Raw genomic sequence first — 22435 nt, 5'->3', positions numbered from 1 at the left:
TCAGTTTTCATCCATGAAAATAAATCAGGAGATGGATGTTTCATAAAAATTCAAATCGCAACAGTACGCTGCACTTCACAAGGACCAACGGCCCGGTCGATGACGCTATTGACAGTCTGATCGGCCTTGCACGCAATGTCGAATATCCAGACCTTGTACGCGAGATGATCCTGGCTGCCCTGAAGGTTGGACAGGAGGGCAATGACAGGGCCCACCTGAAACTCATGAACACCACCATGAAGGAAATGAGGTTCACCGGAAAGGTATTCGGGCCCTATCGCACCGTGCGGAAGGTCACGGTCTTTGGTTCCGCCCGCACACAGCCTGATGAGCCTATTTATAAAATAGCTTGTGAGTTTGGAAAGAAGCTCGCCGACACAGGATACATGGTCATTACCGGCGGCGGGGGCGGCATCATGCAGGCAGTCAATGAAGGCGCCGGGCCTGATCACTCCTTTGGCGTGAATATCTCCCTCCCGTTTGAGCAGAAACCAAATCCCGTGCTCGCAGGCAATCCCCGCCTTATAACGTATAAATATTTCTTCAACCGGAAGGTCGCCTTTCTAAAAGAGGCGGACGCGGTCGCGCTTTTTCCCGGCGGCTTCGGCACGCTTGATGAGGCCATGGAAACCCTCACACTTCTGCAGACAGGGAAGCATACTCCCCTGCCGCTCGTGCTGATCGATGAGCCGGGAGAAGGGACTTACTGGAAACGTTTTCTAATGTTTCTTAAAGAAGAGCTGCGGGCGGAAGGATATATCACCGATACTGACTTTAATCTTTTTGAGTGCGTTGAGTCCGTAGACGCCGCGGTTGAACGTATCAAATGTTTTTACAAGCGCTATCACAGCCTGCGTTATATTGATAAAAAGCTGGTCATAAGGCTTACTACTGTTATCACTCCCTCAAACATTCAGGAGCTGACCAGGCGCTTTGCCGACATACTCTTGCCGGGCGGCGGCATGTGCCTTTCTGATGCCCTTGATGAAGAAGCGGATGAGCCTGAGATGGAGCATCTGCCGAGACTGGTAGTTGATTATAACCTCAAGGACTTCGGACGCCTGAGAAACCTCATCGACGAGATCAATAACTGCTGACCGTTAACTCAGCCGGTCTTTAGTCCCCCACTCCCGGCCCCGGAACTTTGCCGTAATACTTGCGCCAGATGTTGAAATCCTGTATCCACACGGTCCCGTTTCCGTCCAGATCAATATCTGCCGGAGCCCCTTGCGCAACGGTCTTTCCGGCCCACTTGCGCCATTCGTTGAAGTCTATGATATTTACAAATCCGCTTTCGTCGAAATCAGGATCGCACAAGTTTCCGTAATGCTGGATGCCATCAAGTGCCTTATTATCATCTTCTGCTGCATTGCCATCCAACTGGTCAGGGTTTGAAACCAGCCTGCAATTGTCGCAGACATCTCCGACGCTGTCAAGGTCTATGTCGAGTTGCTCTTTATTCGCGGTCTTCGGGCAGTTGTCAAAGCAATCCGCAACGCCGTCACCATCTGCATCAAAGCCTTCATCAGTCATTCCGTTACAGTTGTCATCTGCTCCATTGCATACTTCAGCGGCAGCCGGGTGTATTTCTTTGTCAGCGTCATTGCAGTCTGTATTGTCAGCTACAAATCCTGCAGGCTGTTCGCAGGCTTCGGCTGCCTTGTCCGGATTGCCGTAACCGTCTCCATCTTCATCCAAGTAATACACCGTCATTTCATCAATAACGCCATTGCAATTATCATCAATCTTATTTTTACAGATCTCCGTGGTCCCGGGATGCACATCAGGATTTTTGTCATTGCAATCTGTAAAGTCCGTAACATAACCCGCTGGTTGTGAACAGTCCTGAATTGCTTCATTGGGGTCTCCATAACCGTCGCTGTCTTTGTCCGCGTAGTAAGTGCTGCTTACTCCTTCATCAACTTGCCCATTGCAGTTGTTATCAACACCGTCGCATATTTCAGCAACTCCGGGGTGGATAGACCTGTTATCGTCATTGCAGTCCGCATTGTTTGTTACATATCCGGCAGGCTGTGAACATGCCTGAATCGGGCTATTGGGATTGCCGTAACCATCTCCATCAATATCCCTGTAGTATGTTGTCCCTGCATCGTCTATCAGTCCGTTGCAATTGTTATCTATCCCATCGCATACTTCGAGAGCCCCCGGATGGATCGCCGCATTATTGTCATTGCAGTCCGCCGAACCACAGGCGCCTCCGCCCATAGGCGAATATCCGTCACCATCGCTGTCAGTAAAATTCCCTGCAGCCCGCAAGTTGTCAAACTCGCCATATATTCCACCGACCCCGCGGCTGACACCGTTGGGGTGCTCAACAAGATTGTTCCTCGATGAGAACAGGATGTACTTGATATCACTCGTCGCCCTGTTTATTGTCAAAGTTTGCCAGGTGCCCCAGCCGGGGTTCCCATATTCATAAGGATAATACACGGTCTCAAGATAATTGCCTGCTGAATCAAAGGCCTGAATGAAAGGCTTTTCATGATGGGTCCCGACAATTTCCATAGCCTCAACCCCTCTGACATCAATGCTCACATGGTTCTGTAGTGCGGAGAATTGCGCCTTTACAGCGCCTTCTTCTCCGGCAAAAGTTGACGTCCAATCATGTAACGAAACTCCATTTGGCGAGGAGTCTGCAAGAAGGGATTGCATCGCGAAAGCAGACCCGGATGTACAGGTCACACATGAAAAGAGAATTCCTGGTCCGGAGTAATGTGTATTTATATTCGTTCCATTGGCAACATCATCAAATCTGACAATAACAGGGGAGTTGTCCGCTTTCCCATCGCAGTTGTTGTCCAGACCGTCACATATCTCCGGAGCATCAAGATATACAGTTGAGTTGTTATCGTTACAATCTCCTGACAACGCAGTCAGTTCAGATGCTAACCTGTAACCCGCGGGCCTTGCACATTGCGTCAGTGAATTGCCGGTAGAAATTCCATCGTTGTCTGCATCCTGATGCCACGTCTGTCCCGGATGTTCATTCGCGTTATTGTCATTACAATCCAAATTATTTGCCACATAGCCGATAAGAAATTCACATCCCACCCGTACCCACATTAATGGGTCGCCATAGCCGTCATTGTCATAATCTCTGTAATAGGTTGTCAGCGGACAGGTTACGTTGAGAGTTTGCGGCCCAAAGATATTATTATTCTCATTGGACTCTGACACATACTGGTTTGCATCAACCTGAGCCCACATGCTGTACATGCCTTCTGCCGCATAGCTGACATTGACGATACATGGAGCCGAAGCCCCTGCCGCCAAACTACCGATGTAACAGTACGCATCTCCATATTCCAATGGACCCGGCGCAGTTATTCTGTCCTTGTAGAAATCCACATAGAATTGCCCGGCGTCTGCGCTGCCCTGGTTTCTGACGTTCACAGTTATCGCAACGTTCTCGCCATAGACAGGAGTTGCCGGTTCAGCAGAAACACTCTGTATTGCAAGGTCGGGAGCAGTATAAACATTTACAGCAACATTTGGAGTATAGTCCCCAAACCATCCTGCGGTATCATGTATCATACGCCATTGAAAATTATATGTCCCCGGTGCAGAAGGGGCCGTAACGCTGAAATTAAAAGTCACCTGCGCCCCCAGTAAAGTAAGCACTGGTACAGTCACGCGGTTTATGCCCCATGTAAGATTATCCTGCGGATTTTGCGAACCCAGCTTGTCTGTTGACCAAGACGCCCACAAGTTAATCCCGGTATTCCTCATCGTAACTGATACATTGTATGTCTGACCTGCGAACATCGAAGCCGGAACATCTTGAGCTATGAATTGAGCAGTCCTGTCTGGCATCGGCGGGAGAATCCCATAATGGCTAAGAATGCGGTCCAGTCCGGGCTGGTCAAGACCGCGCGCTATCCAGGCGTTTCTGAAGTCCCAGATTGTTGGTGCTACGCCATAAATATCAAGTTCCTTGTCAAATATCTGAAATATTGCGGTGTCCATTCGGCTCAAAAAATCAAACGGTTCATAAGCATAGCTGTCATATGGATACTCGTCAATCAGGTCCCACAGACTGGCAGCCACAAAACTTTCCACTGTGTCCGCTGAAGCAACTGTACAGGGCGGAGGACTTTCAATATTGATATTTCCAATTGCAAGCCATGGATATGCGCTGCCATTTAATGTACCGGCTGGCAGATTAAATCCGACCGCACCTTCAAAGAAATCTGCAAAGCCTTCCATCCAGGCATGTTCAGGGGAATTTATGATATTGCCGAATATGTCACGCGCAGCGCAGCCATCATGATCAGTTGCGCTCCATATAAAACTACTGATGTTGGCTTCAAGCCAATGTGTATATTCATGCAAAATCAAATAGTCCTCAAAGGCCCGCGCAGCTTCTATAATGACTGTATTGGCAGCCGGGTTGTACCAACTCAAGTTTCTCGGATTACCTGTGACCGAAGTTTTCTGCATATTTGCCTGCGGAAGAGGATCTGTTTCGCCCGGATCTCTGCGCGCATTTGCATAATCATATCCGTGGCGGACTGTATCAGCAATATTATAATGCCCGGCAGACCATGAGTCAGTAAAATCATATGTGAAATCTGCGACTTCCTGCACTGAAAAGACCTGCCTGTGAATGACCGGACCGGGTTCGCCGGGTTCCCTGTGAAAAGGAACTGTATGAAGAACATCATCGGGCCAAACAACCGCGGCGTAGTTAGTTGCAAAGACCCTCACTGCATATGTGCCGTCGCTGCTGTTGTCAAAATAGTACATCCAACCGTCTGCGTACGTAGTTGTTTCTCCAACTTTGGCCCATGTGTTGCCGAAATAGGGACCCACATGCCAAATCTCTACCTTCGCATAAGCAATCGGCCGGGGAGGTGAACCAGCAGGGTCCAGTTCATCAAGGAACCGGAACGTCCCGGTAACAGTCGCAGACTGGGCCGATATAGCGGAAAGGAATACGGTAATGAATAAGATTAAAGAGGATACGGCTGGCTTCAGTTGTTTCAGAAATTTGAATATATCATCGGTATGCCTGAAAATTTTGTGAATGTTCATTTTGGCCCTCCTTGTCCCCCTTTTTTATCCATTCCTATCGGAACGAGGGAGATTTTAAGTTAAACAATAGGGATGAATCAATTTTAACCTCAGGCAACCAAATACTCAAGGTAAATTCACGCACCGGAGAACTGTGTGTGTATCATTAAACGCCTTTACATTCAGGCAGGTTTAAACTGCCCTACTCTGCGTTTGCCTCTAATCCCTGCCTTAGTCTCCAACTCCCGGCCCCGGGGCTTTGCCGTAAAATTTGCGCCAAATGTTGAAGTCCTGTATCCATACGGTCCCGTTGCCGTCCAAATCAATATATGCAGGAGCTCCCTGTTGGACCGTCTTGCCAGCCCACTTGCGCCATTCGTTGAAGTCGATGATATTCACAAATCCGTTGTTGTCAAAATCAGGATCGCATGCATCTCCATAATGCTGAATGCCTGCTTTGTTCAAATTGTCATCTTCGGGATAATTGCTGTCACGCTGGTCAGGGTTTGAATCAAGCCTGCAATTGTCGCACGCGTCGCCGACATTGTCGCCATCGGTGTCTGTCTGGTCTGCATTGGATATGCTGGGGCAGTTGTCGTTTGAGTCAGGCACGTCGTCCATATCAGTGTCAATAGCGCAGTTACTGCATCTGACGCCTGCAAGTATTTCTCTGTGGAAGAGCTCGTTGGGGTCAAAACTGGGATTGATTATTATCATGTTGCCGTTATTTCCTATAGCACCAGCATAAGAGGGAGAATCGGGGTTCAAAGATGAACCAAAGCTTCCGTCAGATGCAACGGAAAGAGTTACATTGGACGATTCATACTTAATAGCGCCGTCTCTCTGGTCTTTTGCTGAATAAATACAGCGCCCATTATTATCGCAAGTAAATGTGCCGAACTGGGCATTAAAGCTTGTCTCGCTGTCATCACCAAAGGCGGCTATTACCCATTTCCCAGCAAGGTCGGATGTTGAGTATTCCTTGTCCTGCTTTTTGATGCGGATACCGAGAGAAAATATATCAGCGGTATCAGCATGAGTGCTTCCTGCACCGATGCCATCCCACATCAGGCCGCCTACGATCCCGCCGTCCCTCGTAAATGTCCCGTCGGAATTAACAGCATAAGTATGAGATTCTGCATATTCATCCACGATCCCGTTCTTATTCCTTTTCGTAATAAAATTACTCATATTTCCATTTCCGTCACATTCAGATAATCCTGACATGGCCCGGTAGGTTTCGTCCGACTTCCAGTAGCCGTATCTCGCTTTATAATAAAAGCCGTACATATCAGCGTTTGAATAGGTCTTTGAGGTGTCAAGCCTTGTAGCGATCCTCATCTTCTGAACGTCCGTATCATCTGTTCCGTCCATTACCATCTCATTTCCGTTATCCGCCATAACGTATCTCTCTGTACCGGTAGTATTATCCTGATAGACATAGTTAACAGTTATGCTACTGTCCGTATTGGAGACAGCTGTATAAGTGAAGTTTTTTATTTTAGTGCTTGGGGTCCCGCTGCCATTAGTGCTGAAAACGTCAGTACCTGTCCCATCATTATTAAATATGATCTTTCCGCTTTTAGAGTTCCACGCGCCGTTGTTATTGTGCCTTAGATGAGCATACCCCCATGTGCCGATAATAGAAGGAGCAGAAATATAACTACGGAGCTCAATAAGCGCTTCAAAATTTCCGGTAGCTGCATCTATATTGCCATTAGCTATCAGCCCGATACCTTTAGCATAAATTTCGAAACCTGTAAGCGCCCATGTTAAAGGGCTGTTTGAATTTGGCAGATATGTTGAAGGGAAACCCAATGTGTTGACGCCAAAATTAACATCTGTGGATTGATACTCCGTATCAATCGCAAACATTACTAATGCGTTGGGATAAGTAACTCCGGAAAGTGTAACGTCCCGTATATCTATCAACTGAGAACTAATCTCGATAGCATTTCTTGCTCCGCTTACCCGGTCGATGCAGTCTACTGTTGCTGCAGGCAGGATATCACCGTCGTTTAATGTGCCGGAGAACATTGTTATAGATGGATCAAGTAAGCATGACTGAGTTCCATAAAACATTACTGTAGTACCGTCATTTGTAACATTAAAAAAATCTTCATATGTATTACTATCCAATTTTGCATGCGGGAAGACACCTGTTTTTGTTGTCATGGCGCCGCTGATCAATTCAGTTCCTAATACCTTGTTCTCATATATCGTTCCAATATCTGCCGGATTACCAACTGTGGCAACTAATATGCGTTTGGATGTGTCCAATGGAAAGTAATCCGCAAAATTTACTGCGTGGGCAGTCGTTACAGCAGAAATAAAAAGTAAGAGTGAAAGCCGGACAATTAAAAATAGTCCCTTGTTTTTTAATGTCTTCATTGTTGCCCCCTTTATTATGTGAAATGGATTGCTTCAAGATTACGTTGCTCCCCTGAAACAGTAAAGGTAAAATTCACTTCGTTTAATTTTATCCCGGCAGGCTGAAGCCTGCGGCTACCATTCTGGCTGTCATTCCAGCGCAGGCAGGAATCCAGAGGGGCGTGCACCTACATTCAGGCAGGTTTAAACTGCCCTACTCTGCGTTTGCCTCTAATCCCTGCCTTAGTCTCCAACACCCGGCCCCGGGGCTTTGCCGTAAAATTTGCGCCAAATGTTGAAGTCCTGTATCCATACGGTCCCGTTGCCGTCCAAATCAATATATGCAGGAGCTCCCTGCTGGACCGTCTTTCCCGTCCACCTGCGCCATTCGTTGAAGTCGATGATATTCACAAAGCCGCTTTCATCAAAATCAGGGTCGCACAGATTCCCGTAATGCTGTATGCCCGCAACTGCTTTGTTATCATCTTCTGCTGCATTGCCGTCCATCTGGTCAGGGTTTGAAACAAGCCGGCAGTTGTCGCACAAGTCGCCGGCTCCATCACTGTCCGCGTCAGCCTGGTCAGCATTAGATGTGTTAATGCAGTTGTCATCACAACCAACCGCATTCCCCCCCGTGCACGGATTTGTACCATCACCGTCAGGGATTCCGTCACCATCAGTATCGCCTGATGGTATACCCAGAAATGTGTACCAAAAGCCTGCCTGGTTTTTGTAATTCGCGCTCGCTGATTCTCCGATAGCGGTGGATTGACCCGTTGTGTGACCGACAGTGTAATTCGCAGAGCCTCCGCCGCCTCCGCCGCCTGAAATTACATCTGTTGGTATCTGGTAATGCGCGCTCGACTGCCCTGCGGCATGAAGTATGTTTGCAGTCAGGAGGAAGATCGCAGCAAACACTGTTGATGACAGATACTTTGTAAACCATTTATTACTTTTCATATTTTCTCCTTGATTACAAAATCTGTATCTAATGGTATTCGACATTATCATCACTTACTGTCCGCATATATTATTGGCGCATATACCGCTTGAACAATCAGAGTTACTATTACAATCCTCGCCGATACTGCATTTAGAGCAGACGCCTCCTCCGCAATCAATGTCCGTCTCACTGCCGTTCTTTACCATGTCCATGCAGGTGGGAGCTAAACAGAAGCCGGTATAATGGCAGACGCCGCTCGCACAGTCCGGGGAGGCACTGCACATCTTTCCATCCACGCATTTATTCGGGCAGAATCCTCCGCAGTCAATATCAGTTTCATTGCCGTTCTTCACCCCATCTCCACATGATAAAACAACGCAGCTTCCGCTGCCGTCGCATACACCGCCGGAACATGCCGTCCCTGCCGCAGAATTGTAATGAATACATCCCGAAGCGGGATCACAGGAATCACTTGTACACTCATTGCCGTCATCGCAATTCACGGGAGTCCCACCCTGGCAGACACCCGACACGTATGTCTCGCCGGTCGTGCACGCATCTCCGTCATTGCAAGCCGCACCATCAGACGGGACGCAATCTTCATCCGTCTTGCCGTCACAGTCATTATCAAGGCCGTCGCAGATTTCTGCTGAGGGGCCGATCTCTCCAATGCACTGACTCCATATTCCGTCAATACATGTCTGAGTGCCCTGTCTGCACTCACCCACATTGGATGACCCGCACAGCATGGTTGAATTGTTAATGCAGTCAAGCTGACACAGCGTGTTGCACCCGTCTCCATTGACGGCATTGCCGTCATCACAAACTTCACCGATACCGGGCTGCTGGATCCCGTCGCCGCAGTACTCTCTCATGCAGATGTAGTTGCAGCCGTCATTGTTCATAGTGCCGCCGTCATCACATTCTTCATTCAACTGAACAATGCCGTCGCCGCAATATTCATTCATGCAGTTTGAGCTGCAGCCATCGTTGTTGTTCGTATTGCCGTCCTCACACTGCTCTGAGGGCTGCAATGTGCCGTCGCCGCAAACAGGACAATCGAACGCGCATTTGGCAAGAGTTTCTCCTTTATCCGCTTCACAAATGCCGTTACCGCATGAATAGCAGTTGTCGTCAATCTGCCCGTTGCAATTATTGTCGTTCCCGTCGCATACTTCATCAGTGCCGGGATGAATATCACTTCGGGAATCATCACAGTCGCTTGAATTGGGTACGTATTCAAACGACGGCGGAGAACAGGCATCAATACTCATGTAAGGGTCCCCGTAACCATCTCCATCGCGATCGATGAAGTATTGAGTCGTCACACCCTCATCTGTCTGCCCGTCACAGTTGTTATCAATACCGTCGCATACCTCCACTGCAGACGGATTAATGGCCGGATCGCCATCATTGCAATCGTCTCTACCAATAAAACCGTCACCATCGTTATCACTGCAAACCCATTGATCGTCAGTTGTACCGTTGCAGTCATTATCAATACCGTCTCCGCATATTTCCGCAACAGGCGCGATCTCACCGGTGCATATATGGTCCCATACGCTGTTGACGCAGGTCTCAGCGCCCTGACGGCAAGCGCCTATGTTCGACCCGCAAACCTTTGTCTCCCCGTTATCACACATTGATCCGTAAATATTTATCCATTGATTGGGGCAGCTGGCCATCATGCAATTCGGGTCCATATTACACCCCTCACCTATGGAACACATGTAAAGACTCATGAACGCGTTCCCGCAAGCCGGAGTCGCTGAAGACAGACACATCTGCTGACATACAAAATTGCTTCCGCAGTTTGTGACGCAATTGTTGAGCACGTCCAGTTCCTGAGCAGCGCAGGCAGTGTAGACACAGCTCTCATCCGTTTTGCCGTCACAGTCATTGTCCATGTTGTCGCAAATTTCTCCTGCTCCAGGATGTACTGAGGCCAGGCTGTCATTACAGTCATTTCCTGTTTCTATGTATCCCGAAGGCTGAGTACATTTCATCACTCCCGCTGACTGGTCCCCGTAACCGTCATTGTCATTGTCCGGATACCATACCGGCGAACCAGGGACATCATCAACAACTCCGCTACAGTCGTTGTCAATGTCGTCGCAAATTTCAGCAGAAGGTAGTGTCTGCCCTGTACACTCTCCGAACCCGGTGCCTGCAGCGTTGCATCTGCGAATACCTGATTTGCAGATACCAACATTCATAGTCCCGTCCGGCCCGCTATAACAGTTGATAAAATCTCCGGGGGAACAAACCTGAGAAATTATCTTTCCGCATACCCAGCCGTTTGCAGTCATCACCAGAGCTTGCCCTTCACTACAAATGCTTGCAAGTTTGTCAGGAGTGATCGATCCTCCTGCGATAGCGCTGCCGGAAACACTGACTGCTATATCCGCGCTTGCGGCCCTCAATGCATACGGCACGCTGGTCAACGGCTGTCTTGGCGAAAGGGGTTCAAAAGCGTTTGTGTTAAATACAGCCACTTCAAGATAATACTGCGCACTGAAATCGAGTGACACAGGGAATGGCGCTGCTGTACCAAGGACAACATTGTATATCCCATTCTGTACATTTATCGTTTGAGTTTCATTCCATAACTCGGCCCCCCCGTTAAGCGAGTCATGCAGAGAAAACCGCATCTGCACCGCTGCATTGTTGACCGGAGTGCCGTCCGTCTCCGTCAGGAATCCCTGATAGTTGATGGTCTTCGGAATTGCTGCCAGCACACCATGCGAAAAAATACTTAACAACACTACTACAATTGCAAAAACTCTCGCAACCTCTTTCGTGGATTTCAGTTTCAGCATGTTTTACCGCTCCTTTTTGTTTAATATTTTATTTATAAGCATAAAGCTGCTCATTTATTATCCGTTACTCAACTTGTCGCCTCACGTCACTTCCTTACCTAACCTCTTCTTCATTCCACCTCCGGTAACTGGCTCATGGAGCACAGGTGCCGGTGCAGAGGCAAATGGTCCCCTTTAAGATTACGTAGTTCAGCCTTTGCAGCACTTCGGCAAAGCAGGCTACTGTCCCTGGCTTGATAGAAAAAAAGGGAAAGCAACTCACGTCACCTTCCCTTTCTTAGCTTATTCTAATCAGCTTACTTCTTATTTTTTCTTCAAGAAACGTCTTACACCAAGGGTCGCTCCGCCGGCTAAGAAGAGAATGGTGCTTATTGGCTCAGGCGCAACCGGTGTCTGCTGGGCAAGATTGACCTTTCCGCCTTCAAAGTTAAATGATGCAGAGTTAAAATCTTTATCAAATGCGGAATCATTACCATTCAGAAAGCCCGGCATAATATCCATATTGCCATCGGTTACAGGATTTTTGGCGGTCCAGTTTATAGTTGCTATTGTAGCAGTAACGGAGCCTTGAGAAGAACCCAACATATTAAATTGTGAGAAATTGAGAAGGTATGGCTCTGAAATACTCAACGGATCCAAAGCGCCCCACGCCACTGTAATAGGCGAGACACTTATGTTGCTCGCCGCAGGTGTGTTTAGCTCCGCTATGTCAAAAAACAGCGAATAGCTTAATGAAGAAAGACTCTCCGTATTATCATGCAGAGTTAATAAGATACTTGCTGTAAATGCCTGTCCCGGGTTCACCATTATATCCGTTTGAATACCATCTGTTAATGGGTCCATATCTACGCTAATGGTTGGCGCAGAAAAGGCCAATGACGGGACCACAATGACCCCCAACATTAGAATGAACATCCACATCTTCCTTAAAGTTTTCATGTCACTTCCCTCCTATGATATTTATAGACCGTATTCCCTCCTGATTGAAGAGTGCAACATCAGTCGTTGTAGCTTTTGATATTACAAGAATCATGCCAAACTGTTAAGAAATTTTATAAGCCTTATTATTTTCTGAAATCAGCTACTTGCATGTTTCCGCAAATACAGAAGTTGTTACTGCCTATGTAACACGACCTGAATATTGCGGCGCACTTATGTGCCATGTCTCACTTTTTTACATCCATCAAACTACCAATATGTTTTGCGTAAAGGTTTTTCACCTTTCTACCGATTATAAAGCTGGAGAAATGCCATGAAAAAATTGAAGGTTTTAGTAGCTGATGCCACAGCGTCTGTAAGACAATTCATAAAATATGCCCTTGAGGATTCTTTCCCGGATATTGATATTGATATGGCGCCCAACGGAAGAAATGTGCAGCAGAGGCTCGAAGATACACGTTTTGACCTTGTCATCTATGACAGTGATATGCCTTTTTTAAGCGGCGATGCGCTTCTGGAATGGCTGCGAAAACATGACACATTAAAAACTACCCCTTTCATAATGATGTCTGCCAACAGTGACGGTGAATGTCTTAAGAAGGCTGTACACTTAGGGGCGGACGCTTATCTTGTCAAACCGTTATTGAGGGAACATCTGATTGCCAAGGTCAAGGAGATCTTAAGCAAAAATGGGAAGGACTCTATTGACAGGAGAAAGGACCCGAGGTTTAGTGCGGATGGCGGCATATTCATAAGGTTCAAACCACATAACAGCAGGGGCAGGCTTGTAAATGCCGGTATGGGAGGGGTGCTGAGTTTGTTCGACAGTAAAGATGCCGTGCCTCATATACTTGACAAGGTTGTTTTAAGCATAGAACAGGACAATAAACAAAATATTGAAGGGATCGAAGGGGTAGTTGTGAGAATTGAAGTTATCGGTACCGTTGCCAGGGCCCGGCAGATCCAGGTTGCGGTGAAATTCATAGACGAGATCAGCGAAGAAACGAAAAAGGGGATTTCTGCCCTGGCTGCTTCGTTAAACTATTAGCCCCTGCCGTAAATTTTTGTGATCTCCAAAAACTTTTTAGCAAGCGGCGGGGTGATCTGCTCCTGCGCCAGTCGCCACTCCCAGTTGCCCTCAGGACTTGCCGGAAGGTTCATCCTGTCCTTTTCGCCAAGCCCGAGGATGTCCTGCATGGGTATAATGACCATGTCTGCTACAGACATCATGGCAAGCCTGATGATGTCCCAGTGAATGGCTTTGTCGGTTGCTTCATGCCCTATATAATCAGAGACCCTTTTTTTGCCTTCAACATCCAGCTCCTTCTTAAACCATCCTTTGACCGTGTTGTTGTCGTGCGTGCCTGTGTAAACAACGCAGTTTTTCACATGGTGGTGCGGTGCGTAGGGATTAGCGGGCAGCTCTTCTCCAAACGCGAATAACAGCACCTTCATACCGGGGAACCCGAACTTCTTCATTATCTCCCGCACGTCCGGGGTTATGATGCCGAGGTCTTCGGCAACGATGGAGATCTGCGGGAAGTGTTTGAACAGCGTACTGAAAAAATCATCCGCCGGAGCGCTGACCCATTTGCCGTTTATCGCGGTCTTCTCCGAAGCAGGCACTTCCCAGTAGCCGACAAAACCCCTGAAATGATCAAGCCTGAAGATATGATAAAGTTTCAGGTTGTGTTCAACGCGCTGCAGCCACCATGAGTACTTTGTTTTTTTGATCACGTCCCATTTATAGACCGGGTGGCCCCACAACTGTCCCGTGGAGCTGAAATAATCCGGCGGCACGCCTGCGACATACACTGGCTTTTTTTCTTTGTCCAGGCTGAATATCTCAGGGTTGGCCCAGACATCGGCGCTGTCGTAATTCACATATATGGGAATGTCGCCGAATATTTTTATGTTTATGCTGTCGCAGTAATTTTTGAGCGCGTTCCACTGAGTGAAAAAAACATATTGCAGGAATTTCTCCTGCTGGATATTGTCGTGCAATTTCCCGGTCCATTCTTTTAATGCGCTTTCCTTTCTGTCCCTCAGCTCCTCAGGCCATCTGCCCCAGTCAATTCCTTTTAAATGGTTTTTAATCGAAATAAACAGGCAGTAGTTATCAAGCCAGTGCGTATTTTCGCCGCAGAATTTCTGAAAGTCATTATGGTCTGCAAGCTTATCTTTGGTTTTTTTGAAGGCCGTGCGGAAAAGCTTTTCTTTATATTTGGTGACCGCGGCAAAATCTACCATGTCCCTTGGAAATTCAGGGGGGGATTGAATATCGGCTTCAGACAGAAAGCCGTCCTTGAGCATCCTCTCAGGGCTTATCAAAAGAACATTCCCGGCAAAGGCCGAGAAACTGCTGTAAGGAGAGTTCCCGTACGCAGTGCTCGTCAGGGTCAAAGGCAGTATCTGCCAGTAGCTCTGATGCGTTTCAGCTAAAAAATCGGCGAACAAATACGCCTCGGACCCGAAGTCTCCTATGCCGTAAGAAGACGGAAGAGATGTTATGTGGAGAAGAATCCCGCTGCCTCTTTTTTCCATATGCATACCTGTCTTAGTTGATAGAGAACCACTGAGTCACTGAGACACAGAGAAAGAAATTAAGAAGATAAGGCTTCTCAATTTCATATCTTTTTTCTGTCTCCCCGTGCCTCTGTGTCTCTGTGGTAATTTAATATATATTGCAACTTTATTGTGAATAACCTTAAATCTTCACATGCAAATAATAACCCAATTTTGAAAAGCCTTCAACCCATTTCCTGCCGAGACTGTCTCCCTTTGCGGCCCATTCCTTCATTTTATCAAGATGGTTTCTCCCGATTGAAAAGTAGATGTTCTGCGCCTTCCAGAGATTCAGCGGAAGAGAAAGCGGTTTCAGGAGCTCGAGGGCAGTATCTATCTTTTCAAAAAGACTGACGTCTTCATGCTGTTGGCTGAGCCTTTCCATGACCGATGTTATCCACGAGCTTGCAACAAACCCTATTGTGGTTGTGTCAAGAGGGATGGACCATCGCTTGATCTCGTCCATCAATTTTTTCAGTTCATCTATATTGAGGTCCTCTTTTTCAAAGATCCTCTTCATGTCAGTATTAATTATGTATTCAGCCGCTGAAAGAAAAGGACGGGGTATCCTGTGCAGGAGGCTCTGGTAGAAATTCATTATGGTGGAATTGTCTTCGTAAATATGGCGGTAGGAGGCCTCGACCCCCTCATATGTCTGGTGAAGCACCTGGTCGAGGACCTTCTTCTGCTCATCCCTGAACAGATGCCAGAGAGAAAATATATTGCCGTCAAAGTGTTTGTCCATATGCCTTATCAGCTCAGGGATATCACCCTTTTCAAACGCCTCCGTTATCTCGGCCTGCATGACCGCGAAGTCTTCAGCCCGGCTGAACTCTTTGACCCCTGCGTTGATGTTATGGTCTCCGAGGTGCAGCACCGCAAAGCTGATGGTCATTTCATCCCAGGTCACATCAGAGCTGATATTCGCCTTGCCTGTTGCGAGCTTTAACTTCCCGGCCTCTCTCTTGTTGTAGACCTCGCTCTTTGTGGTATAGCAGTATATCTTCATCTTTTCGGGGTACTCTTCAAATATGGACGATATGCTGTAGTGTGCGCCTACGCGGAGGAGGTCGCTCTTTGCGTTTTTCACGAACATCCCGTAAGGGACTACCGCGTTTTTGTATACATTGCTCGGGGCCTTTTCGAGGTACTTTAAAAATCCCTCTTCAAGCTTCAGCCCCCTGAGTTCTTCCGCGTACTGAATGGCCTTTGAGGCATATTGCATTATCTGTACGGTCTCAATGCCCGAAACCTCGTCAAAGAACCAGCCGCAGCTTGTGTACGAAAGCATAATGTTCCTCTGTATCTCCAGGAGCTTCAGCGCGGTCATCTTTTCTTTTTTTGAAAGTTCCCTGACGGCGTGCATTGTCAGAAAATTTTCTATGCTCTCATGCGACCTGTCGAGCATGACGCCGATATAATCATTTCTTGCGTCCCATGGATTATGGAAGTATTTTGAGGCCTCTTCACTGTAAACCGGGATAAGGCTGTCGCGCAGCCAGTCCAGCGCATCACGCAGGGGCTTTCTCCATGCCTGTGTCCAGCCGGGGTGCATCCCTGAATTGCATCCGCAGTTATTGCGCCATCTTTCAACACCGTGGACGCAGCTCCATGATGAGTTTTCAAAAATATCTACAACGTGGTCCGGCGAGTGTTTTTCAAGGTACTCGCCGTAGTTTGTGATCTTCGCAAGCCTGTTGGATTCGATGTAATGCAGCGCGTATGAGAGCGCCATGTCTCCAAAGCGGTGGTGATGTCCGAACGTCTCTCCGTCGGTTGCCGTATGCACAAGCTGCGGCCATTTCCTCTGATCATAAAATGCTGAGAGCAGTTTTCTTGCAAAGCCCTCGCCGTTGTTTAACAGGCCTCCGAATGATATGTCGCGGGAGATGGGGCCGTCATAGAAGAAAATGTCTATGTTCCTGCCGGAAGGGAGCACGCAGGTATACGCGGTTGTCGGGTCGACCCTTTCCCCTCTCACGTCGTTCCAGTTGACGGCCTCCCCGGATTTGCGCACCCTCTGGGCCTGCCTCGGGGCAAGTACCGTGAATTTAATGCCGAGGCTGACCAGCACCTCAAGGGTCTCTTTATCTACGGCAGCCTCCGGGAGCCACATACCTTCGGGGAATCTCTTGAACCTTCTTTCAAAATCTTTTATCCCCCAGGTTATCTGGGTGTACTTGTCCCTCCTGTTGGCGAGGGGCAATATTATGTGATTGTATCCGTGCGCGATGGCAGAGCCGTGCCCTGAAAACCTCTTCATGCTGAGCCTGTCGGCTTCGAGGATCGCCTCATACACATCCGGCTTATGCCGCTCAAGCCACGAAAGGAGGGTAGGGCCGAAATCAAAACTTATCTTCGAGTAAATATTTACGATATCGACAATCTTCTCTTCTTTGTCGAGGATGCGGGACGCAGCGTTCGGGGCGTAACACTCCGCGGTTATCCGCTCGTTCCAGTCATGATACGGATAGGCGCTGTCCTGAAATTCTATCTCCTCAAGCCAGGGGTTTTCCCTCGGGGGCTGGTAGAAATGTCCGTGAACGCAAATGTATCTATCCATTAATTAACTTACCGACATAAGCAGTGATATCTTTAACTCCGCAATGCACAATTATATTAAAAATCCTTCATAACTGCAAAAGACCCTGCGCTTTCCGCTTTTATTACTTCGGCATATTCCCGGAAGAACCTAAAGTTTCCACTCCCAGAGTCGATATTATGAGTAGGATTATTGTATTCGTTAAGCATGAAGGAAATTATTGATGCACAATCTTGAGGGCAAAACTTTTTTTGATGACATCCGCCGCTCCGTCAAAATCTCGTATTTTGTCGCGTCCGTAATTCCACTGGCCCTGCTCGTATATTTTTCCATAAAGTACGTCTACCCTTATATCACCCACGGCGATATTTCAAAAGTGCCTGTTAATATCGGCATACTGCTTGTGCTTGCCGTTGTCGTGTCAGTCCTCGGATTGCTCCTTTCGACAAAGGCGACCGACTCATCGATCGCCTCCGCCCAGGAGCTGAACAAAAAGATAAACAGCCTCTTTGCCATAACAAAGCAGTTCCGGGAAACCATTTATCCTGACGTCCTGCTGCAGAAGATCGTGGAGTCCGCGATGGAACTCACAGCCGCAGGATCAGGAACTCTGCTCCTCTATGACGAGCAGGGACATCTCAGGTTTAAAGTGACCGCGGGCAAGGACTTTGAGAAGATCAATTTTAAGAGCCTGAAATCCGATGACGGTATTGCCGGGTGGGTCGCGGAAACGGGAAAGCCGGCGATGATCAACGATGCATCAAAAGACAACCGGTACAACCCTGAGTTCGACCATGAAACCGGCATTAAGACTGTGTCTGTTCTGTGCGTCCCGCTTATTTCTTCAAACGAAACAATAGGCGTTCTTGAATTGAGAAACAACCGGCGGGGTGAGTTTACGGCCCAGGACGAGGCCCTGCTTCACAGCCTTGCCGACCAGGCAAGCATCTCAATTGTGCAGCATGGAATAAAAGAACGGCAGCATATGGACTTTATCCAAATAACCGAGGTCCTTGTCAGCGCGCAGGATTATATGCAGAACAGGAAAGGACACGTCAGAAAGGTTGCAAACTACGCAAACCTCATCGGCAAACAGATGGAGTTCTCAGAGGCCGAACTGAAAAGGCTGTATCATGCGGCACTTCTTCACGACATCGGGATGCTGAAGATAGGCGCGAGCGAACAGTGGGACAAAGACAAAATAATGCTGCATCCGAAACTTGGCCATGACCTGCTTAAACCCATTTCCCTCTGGAGCGGTTCCGCCGATATCGTCCTGTGCCATCATGAAAAATATGACGGGACAGGTTACCCTTTGTCAAAGGGAAAAGATGACATCCCTCTTGCCGCAAGGATATTGGCAGTGGCGGACACCTTTGACGTGCTGACAAGCAGCTATTCATTCAAGAAACAGCTCGATTGCGAAGCTGCCGTAAAAGAGATCGAGACATATTCAGGCACACAGTTTGACCCCCTTGTCGTAGAGGCGTTAAAGTCAGCGGTATCAAGTGATGAAATTATCAAACGCATCAACCAGTCAACTAAGCCGGAATGAAGTACTCCCTCTGTGTTCTCTGTGTTTAATTAAGTTAAAATATAACCCATGAAATTACCCGAACTTCTCGCCCCTGCCGGGAATTATGAAAAACTGATCACCGCGCTTCATTACGGCGCTGACGCCGTGTATATGGGGTTGTCAGAATTCAGTCTCAGGGCCAAGGCGGACAATTTTAATTTAGGGGAGCTTGAAAAGGCCGCTCACCTTGTTCGTTCAAAAGGCAAAAGGTTTTACATTACCATAAATATTTTTCCCCACAACAGGGACATCCCTTGTATGAAAGAACACCTGAGGTCGCTTGCGGAAATGAAACCTGACGCACTCATAATTTCAGACATCGGCGCGTTTGACATGGCAAATGAAATCATTCCCGATGTCCCGGTCCACATCAGCACGCAGGCGAATATTACAAATTACCGTTCGGCAAAGGTTTGGGAAAAACTGGGCGCTAAAAGGCTCGTGCTTTCAAGAGAGCTCACCATTGATGAGATCAAAGATATCCGTGAAAAAGTGTCGATTGAGCTGGAATGCTTTGTCCACGGCGCAATCTGCATTTCATACTCCGGCAGATGCTACATCAGCAGTTTCCTTGCCAACAGACCGGCAAACCTCGGAGAATGCACTAACTCGTGCAGATGGAATTATACATTGATGGAAGAGACAAGGCAGGGACAATATTTCCCGGTGTATGAGAATGACCGCGGAACATATGTCATGAGCTCACGGGACCTGTGCATGATCGAACACCTCGATAAACTTTCAGACGCAGGGGTGAACAGCTTCAAAATCGAAGGAAGAATGAAAGGCATCAATTACGCTGCCGGTGTTGTTAAGACATACAGAGAGGCGGTTGACAGCCTGAAAGTCAGGCCGTACAAAGTCAGGGAGACGTGGCTTAAGGAGCTTTCAATATTTTCAAGCAGGGGCTACACTACGGGTATGTTTTTGGGCAGGCAGCCGGACAACAGTTACACTCACGATGATGAAGTTTACAAGATGAGCCATGAGCTTGTAGGGGTCGTCAAGTCAATCAGAAACGGCAAGGCAGTAGTCGCCCTCAGGAGCAGTCTGAGGGCCGGAGACTATATTGAATTCCTTTCAAGCGGCCTGGAGCATAAGACTTTTGAAGTGCAGCAGCTTTTTGATTTGGAAGAAGACAGGATTGACTCGGCAAAAAATGAGGAGCAGGTGCTGTTACCTATCCAGCCGGGGGTGAGAGAACATGATTTGATTCGCCGTCCGCTTAAACCCTCTATCCTGTAGCTTTCAACCCTCTGCTCCCTTTTCTTACTGGATTCCCCTTAAGATTCCCCGGCAAGATGTCGATATCATTTGTATAGGCAGGCATATTTTTTAAGGAAGACAAAATTGTTTAAGATTGCAAAACCAATATTGCTTTTGCTATTTGTGATCGCGGCCATCATTTCGATTTCATGCGGCTCTAATAATGGAGGAAGTAACCCTGCCCTGCAATCTGAGACAAGCCCTTCGCCGGATCCAGGGACAAACCCTGTTCAGGATCCCGGTACAAGTCCTGTTCAGGACCCGGTTGTAATCACTCCTAAATCATGGGGAACCGCGGAGCTAATTGAAACAGATAGTACCGGAGATGCCTTGAGCCCACAGATAGCTTTTGACTCAAGTGGAAATGCTATCGCAGTCTGGGAACAGTGGGGCGGCTCAACTTATAGCATCTTGGCTAACCGTTACACCTCTGGCTCAGGGTGGGGAACTCCTGAACTGATTGAAACTGATGATACCGGTGACGCTTTAAATCCCACGATAACCTTTGATTCAAGTGGAAATGCCATTGCAGTGTGGGAACAGTGGGATGGCTCAACTTACAGCATCTTGGCTAACCGTTACACCTCTGGCTCAGGGTGGGGGACTCCTGAACTGATTGAAACTGATGATACCGGAGATGCTTCTCGCCCGCAGGTAGCCGCTGACTCCAACGGAAATGCCATTGCAGTGTGGGAACAGTGGGATGGCTCAACTAATAATATCTGGGCAAATCAATTTACAACGAGCTCAGGTTGGGGGACTGCTGAGCTTATTGAAACTGATGATACAGGAGATGCTTTTCGCCCACAGATAGCCGTTGGTCCAAACGGGAATGCTATTGCTGATTGGTATCAGTCGGATGGCTTAATAAACAACATTTGGGCAAACCGCTACACCGCAGGGTCAGGTTGGGGAACTGCCGGACTGATTGAAACTGATGATGCCGGTGACGCTTTAAATCCCACGATAGCCGTTGACTCAAACGGAAACGCTGCCGCTGTCTGGGAACAGTGGGATGGCTTAATGAACAGTATCTGGGCAAACCGCTACACTGCAGGTTCAGGATGGGGAACTGCCGGACTGATTGAAACTGATGATACCGGAAATGCTTCTCGCCCGCAGGTAGCCGTTGACTCAAACGGAAACGCTATTGCTGTCTGGTACCAGTGGGATGGCTCAACTAATAATATCTGGACAAACCGCTACACTGCAGGTTCAGGATGGGGAACTGCCGGACTGATTGAAACTGATAATACCGGAGATGCTTCTCGTCCGCAGGTAGCCGTTGACTCAAACGGAAATGCTATTGCTGTCTGGTATCAGTCGGATGGCTCAACTAATAATATCTGGACAAACCGCTACACTGCAGGTTCAGGATGGGGAACTGCCGGACTGATTGAAACTGATAATGCCGGTAACGCATTAAACCCCAGGATGGCCGTTGACTCAAACGGAAATGCCATCGCAGTATGGCAGCAGCATGACGGCTTAATAAACAGCATCTGGACAAACAGTTATAAATAATTCTGAAGTTTTTCACCCTTCCCGTCACCAGTTACTCGTCACTTATCACTAACTGTTTTATTCCCTGTTTACAATCCTTAATAAATCTTTTATATTTTGAACAATCATGTCCCTCATTTATCCTGAAATAATTGCGCACCGGGGGGCTTCTCATGATGCCCCGGAAAACACATTGGCCGCTTTCAAACATGCCTGGCTTCAGGGCGCGGACGGGACCGAAGGGGATTTCCGCCTGACTAAAGACGGCAGGATCGTCTGTATTCATGACGCGACAACGAAGCGCACTGCCGGAGTTAATATCACTGTTTCAAAGTCCGCTTTCAGCCGGCTCCATGCTCTTGATGCCGGTTCGTGGAAAAGTACAAAATGGGCCGGGGAACGGATTCCCGCTCTTGAAGAAATATTCTCAACTGTCCCTGAAGGCAAAAAGATTTTTATTGAGATCAAGTGCGGCGTGGAGATCATGCCGCCTCTGAAGGATGCGATAGAAAGATCAGGACTTCAGCCCCGGCAAACGGTTGTCATATCTTTTAATGAAGATGTGGTCCTTGAAAGCAAAATACAGATGCCCCGGATAAAAGCCCTGTTGCTTACAAGTTTCACAAGGGACAAGAACACAGGGGAATGGGGACCATCTATTGACCGCATAATTAAGACATTGAAAAAAATCAGAGCCGATGGCCTGAGCTGCATGGCCCATCAAATGATAGATGAAGCCACTACTGTCCGGTTAAGAATCGAATAGATTCAACTGGTTTTGATTTTCGGTTATATTGAAACCATAATTGGAATACTGAACTATTTGTTGTAAAGGCATTTTTTCGAAAAGAGTAACTGACAGAATCTGTAATAAAGTA

At 47.8% G+C, this 22435-nt stretch carries 13 protein-coding genes; 6 read left to right on the top strand and 7 right to left on the bottom strand.

Features of this window, described 5'->3' with window-relative positions:
* Window positions 1-35: 35 nt before the first annotated feature.
* On the top strand, window positions 36-1097 hold the full coding sequence (locus tag HZB61_03280) for a TIGR00730 family Rossman fold protein (GenBank protein ID MBI5055624.1): 1062 nt from the start codon (window positions 36-38) through the stop codon (window positions 1095-1097).
* A gap of 19 nt (window positions 1098-1116) precedes the next feature.
* Here the strand turns inward: HZB61_03280 and HZB61_03275 are convergent, their stop codons facing one another.
* From HZB61_03275 to HZB61_03255, 5 genes are all read right to left on the bottom strand, one after another.
* Window positions 1117-5055 carry a hypothetical protein gene (locus HZB61_03275; GenBank protein ID MBI5055623.1) on the bottom strand — a complete coding sequence of 1313 codons (3939 nt, stop codon included), beginning with the start codon at window positions 5053-5055 and terminating at the stop codon, window positions 1117-1119.
* 210 nt (window positions 5056-5265) lie between these two features.
* The gene (locus tag HZB61_03270; protein ID MBI5055622.1) at window positions 5266-5751 is read right to left on the bottom strand and encodes a thrombospondin type 3 repeat-containing protein; all 486 of its coding nucleotides are present in this window, start codon (window positions 5749-5751) and stop codon (window positions 5266-5268) included.
* A 1896-nt stretch (window positions 5752-7647) separates the two neighbouring features.
* On the bottom strand, window positions 7648-8364 hold the full coding sequence (locus HZB61_03265) for a hypothetical protein (protein ID MBI5055621.1): 717 nt from the start codon (window positions 8362-8364) through the stop codon (window positions 7648-7650).
* A gap of 54 nt (window positions 8365-8418) precedes the next feature.
* Entirely contained in the window at window positions 8419-11166 is a 2748-nt protein-coding gene (locus HZB61_03260; protein ID MBI5055620.1) for a DUF4215 domain-containing protein, read from the bottom strand.
* A gap of 303 nt (window positions 11167-11469) precedes the next feature.
* Window positions 11470-12105 carry a hypothetical protein gene (locus HZB61_03255; protein MBI5055619.1) on the bottom strand — a complete coding sequence of 212 codons (636 nt, stop codon included), beginning with the start codon at window positions 12103-12105 and terminating at the stop codon, window positions 11470-11472.
* Window positions 12106-12418: 313 nt separating this feature from the next.
* Here HZB61_03255 and HZB61_03250 point away from each other — a divergent pair, with 313 nt between their 5' ends.
* A complete protein-coding gene (locus tag HZB61_03250) occupies window positions 12419-13153 on the top strand; it encodes a response regulator (protein ID MBI5055618.1) in 735 nt (244 codons plus the stop codon).
* On the opposite strand, the gene malQ is transcribed toward HZB61_03250, so the two are convergent.
* Both malQ and HZB61_03240 read right to left on the bottom strand, forming a co-directional pair.
* Complete coding sequence (gene malQ / locus HZB61_03245) at window positions 13150-14649, bottom strand: 4-alpha-glucanotransferase (GenBank protein MBI5055617.1); 1500 nt, start codon at window positions 14647-14649, stop codon at window positions 13150-13152. The genes HZB61_03250 and malQ overlap by 4 nt on opposite strands.
* 163 nt (window positions 14650-14812) lie before the next feature.
* Window positions 14813-17233, bottom strand: coding sequence for a DUF3536 domain-containing protein (locus HZB61_03240; GenBank protein MBI5055616.1), 2421 nt, complete (start codon window positions 17231-17233; stop codon window positions 14813-14815).
* A 202-nt stretch (window positions 17234-17435) separates the two neighbouring features.
* On the opposite strand from HZB61_03240, the gene HZB61_03235 reads away from it, so the two are divergent.
* The 4 genes from HZB61_03235 (at window position 17436) to HZB61_03220 (ending at window position 22323) form a co-directional block, all read left to right on the top strand.
* Window positions 17436-18767 carry a GAF domain-containing protein gene (locus HZB61_03235; protein ID MBI5055615.1) on the top strand — a complete coding sequence of 444 codons (1332 nt, stop codon included), beginning with the start codon at window positions 17436-17438 and terminating at the stop codon, window positions 18765-18767.
* Window positions 18768-18815: 48 nt separating this feature from the next.
* The gene (locus HZB61_03230; GenBank protein MBI5055614.1) at window positions 18816-20033 is read left to right on the top strand and encodes a U32 family peptidase; all 1218 of its coding nucleotides are present in this window, start codon (window positions 18816-18818) and stop codon (window positions 20031-20033) included.
* Between the two features lie 105 nt (window positions 20034-20138).
* Window positions 20139-21578, top strand: a complete 1440-nt coding sequence (locus HZB61_03225) for a hypothetical protein (GenBank protein MBI5055613.1) — start codon at window positions 20139-20141, stop codon at window positions 21576-21578.
* A 106-nt stretch (window positions 21579-21684) separates the two neighbouring features.
* Entirely contained in the window at window positions 21685-22323 is a 639-nt protein-coding gene (locus HZB61_03220; protein MBI5055612.1) for a glycerophosphodiester phosphodiesterase, read from the top strand.
* The last annotated feature ends 112 nt before the right edge of the window (window positions 22324-22435 follow it).

The sequence above is a fragment of the Nitrospirota bacterium genome, assembly GCA_016214845.1.
Taxonomy (GTDB): domain Bacteria; phylum Nitrospirota; class Thermodesulfovibrionia; order UBA6902; family UBA6902; genus SURF-23.
The sequence above is the reverse complement of the archived record's forward strand: the minus strand, read 5'-3'. Positions and strand labels throughout refer to the sequence as shown.

Bases quoted from the DNA above. Each gene is read 5' to 3' on its own strand.
- HZB61_03235 (MBI5055615.1), top strand. From the start codon at position 17,436: ATGCACAATCTTGAGGGCAAAACTTTTTTTGATGACATCCGCCGCTCC.
- HZB61_03260 (MBI5055620.1), bottom strand. From the start codon at position 11,166: ATGCTGAAACTGAAATCCACGAAAGAGGTTGCGAGAGTTTTTGCAATT.
- HZB61_03220 (MBI5055612.1), top strand. From the start codon at position 21,685: ATGTCCCTCATTTATCCTGAAATAATTGCGCACCGGGGGGCTTCTCAT.
- malQ (MBI5055617.1), bottom strand. From the start codon at position 14,649: ATGGAAAAAAGAGGCAGCGGGATTCTTCTCCACATAACATCTCTTCCG.
- HZB61_03265 (MBI5055621.1), bottom strand. From the start codon at position 8,364: ATGAAAAGTAATAAATGGTTTACAAAGTATCTGTCATCAACAGTGTTT.
- HZB61_03230 (MBI5055614.1), top strand. From the start codon at position 18,816: ATGAAATTACCCGAACTTCTCGCCCCTGCCGGGAATTATGAAAAACTG.
- HZB61_03255 (MBI5055619.1), bottom strand. From the start codon at position 12,105: ATGAAAACTTTAAGGAAGATGTGGATGTTCATTCTAATGTTGGGGGTC.
- HZB61_03240 (MBI5055616.1), bottom strand. From the start codon at position 17,233: ATGGATAGATACATTTGCGTTCACGGACATTTCTACCAGCCCCCGAGG.
- HZB61_03280 (MBI5055624.1), top strand. From the start codon at position 36: ATGTTTCATAAAAATTCAAATCGCAACAGTACGCTGCACTTCACAAGG.
- HZB61_03270 (MBI5055622.1), bottom strand. From the start codon at position 5,751: ATGATAATAATCAATCCCAGTTTTGACCCCAACGAGCTCTTCCACAGA.
- HZB61_03250 (MBI5055618.1), top strand. From the start codon at position 12,419: ATGAAAAAATTGAAGGTTTTAGTAGCTGATGCCACAGCGTCTGTAAGA.
- HZB61_03275 (MBI5055623.1), bottom strand. From the start codon at position 5,055: ATGAACATTCACAAAATTTTCAGGCATACCGATGATATATTCAAATTT.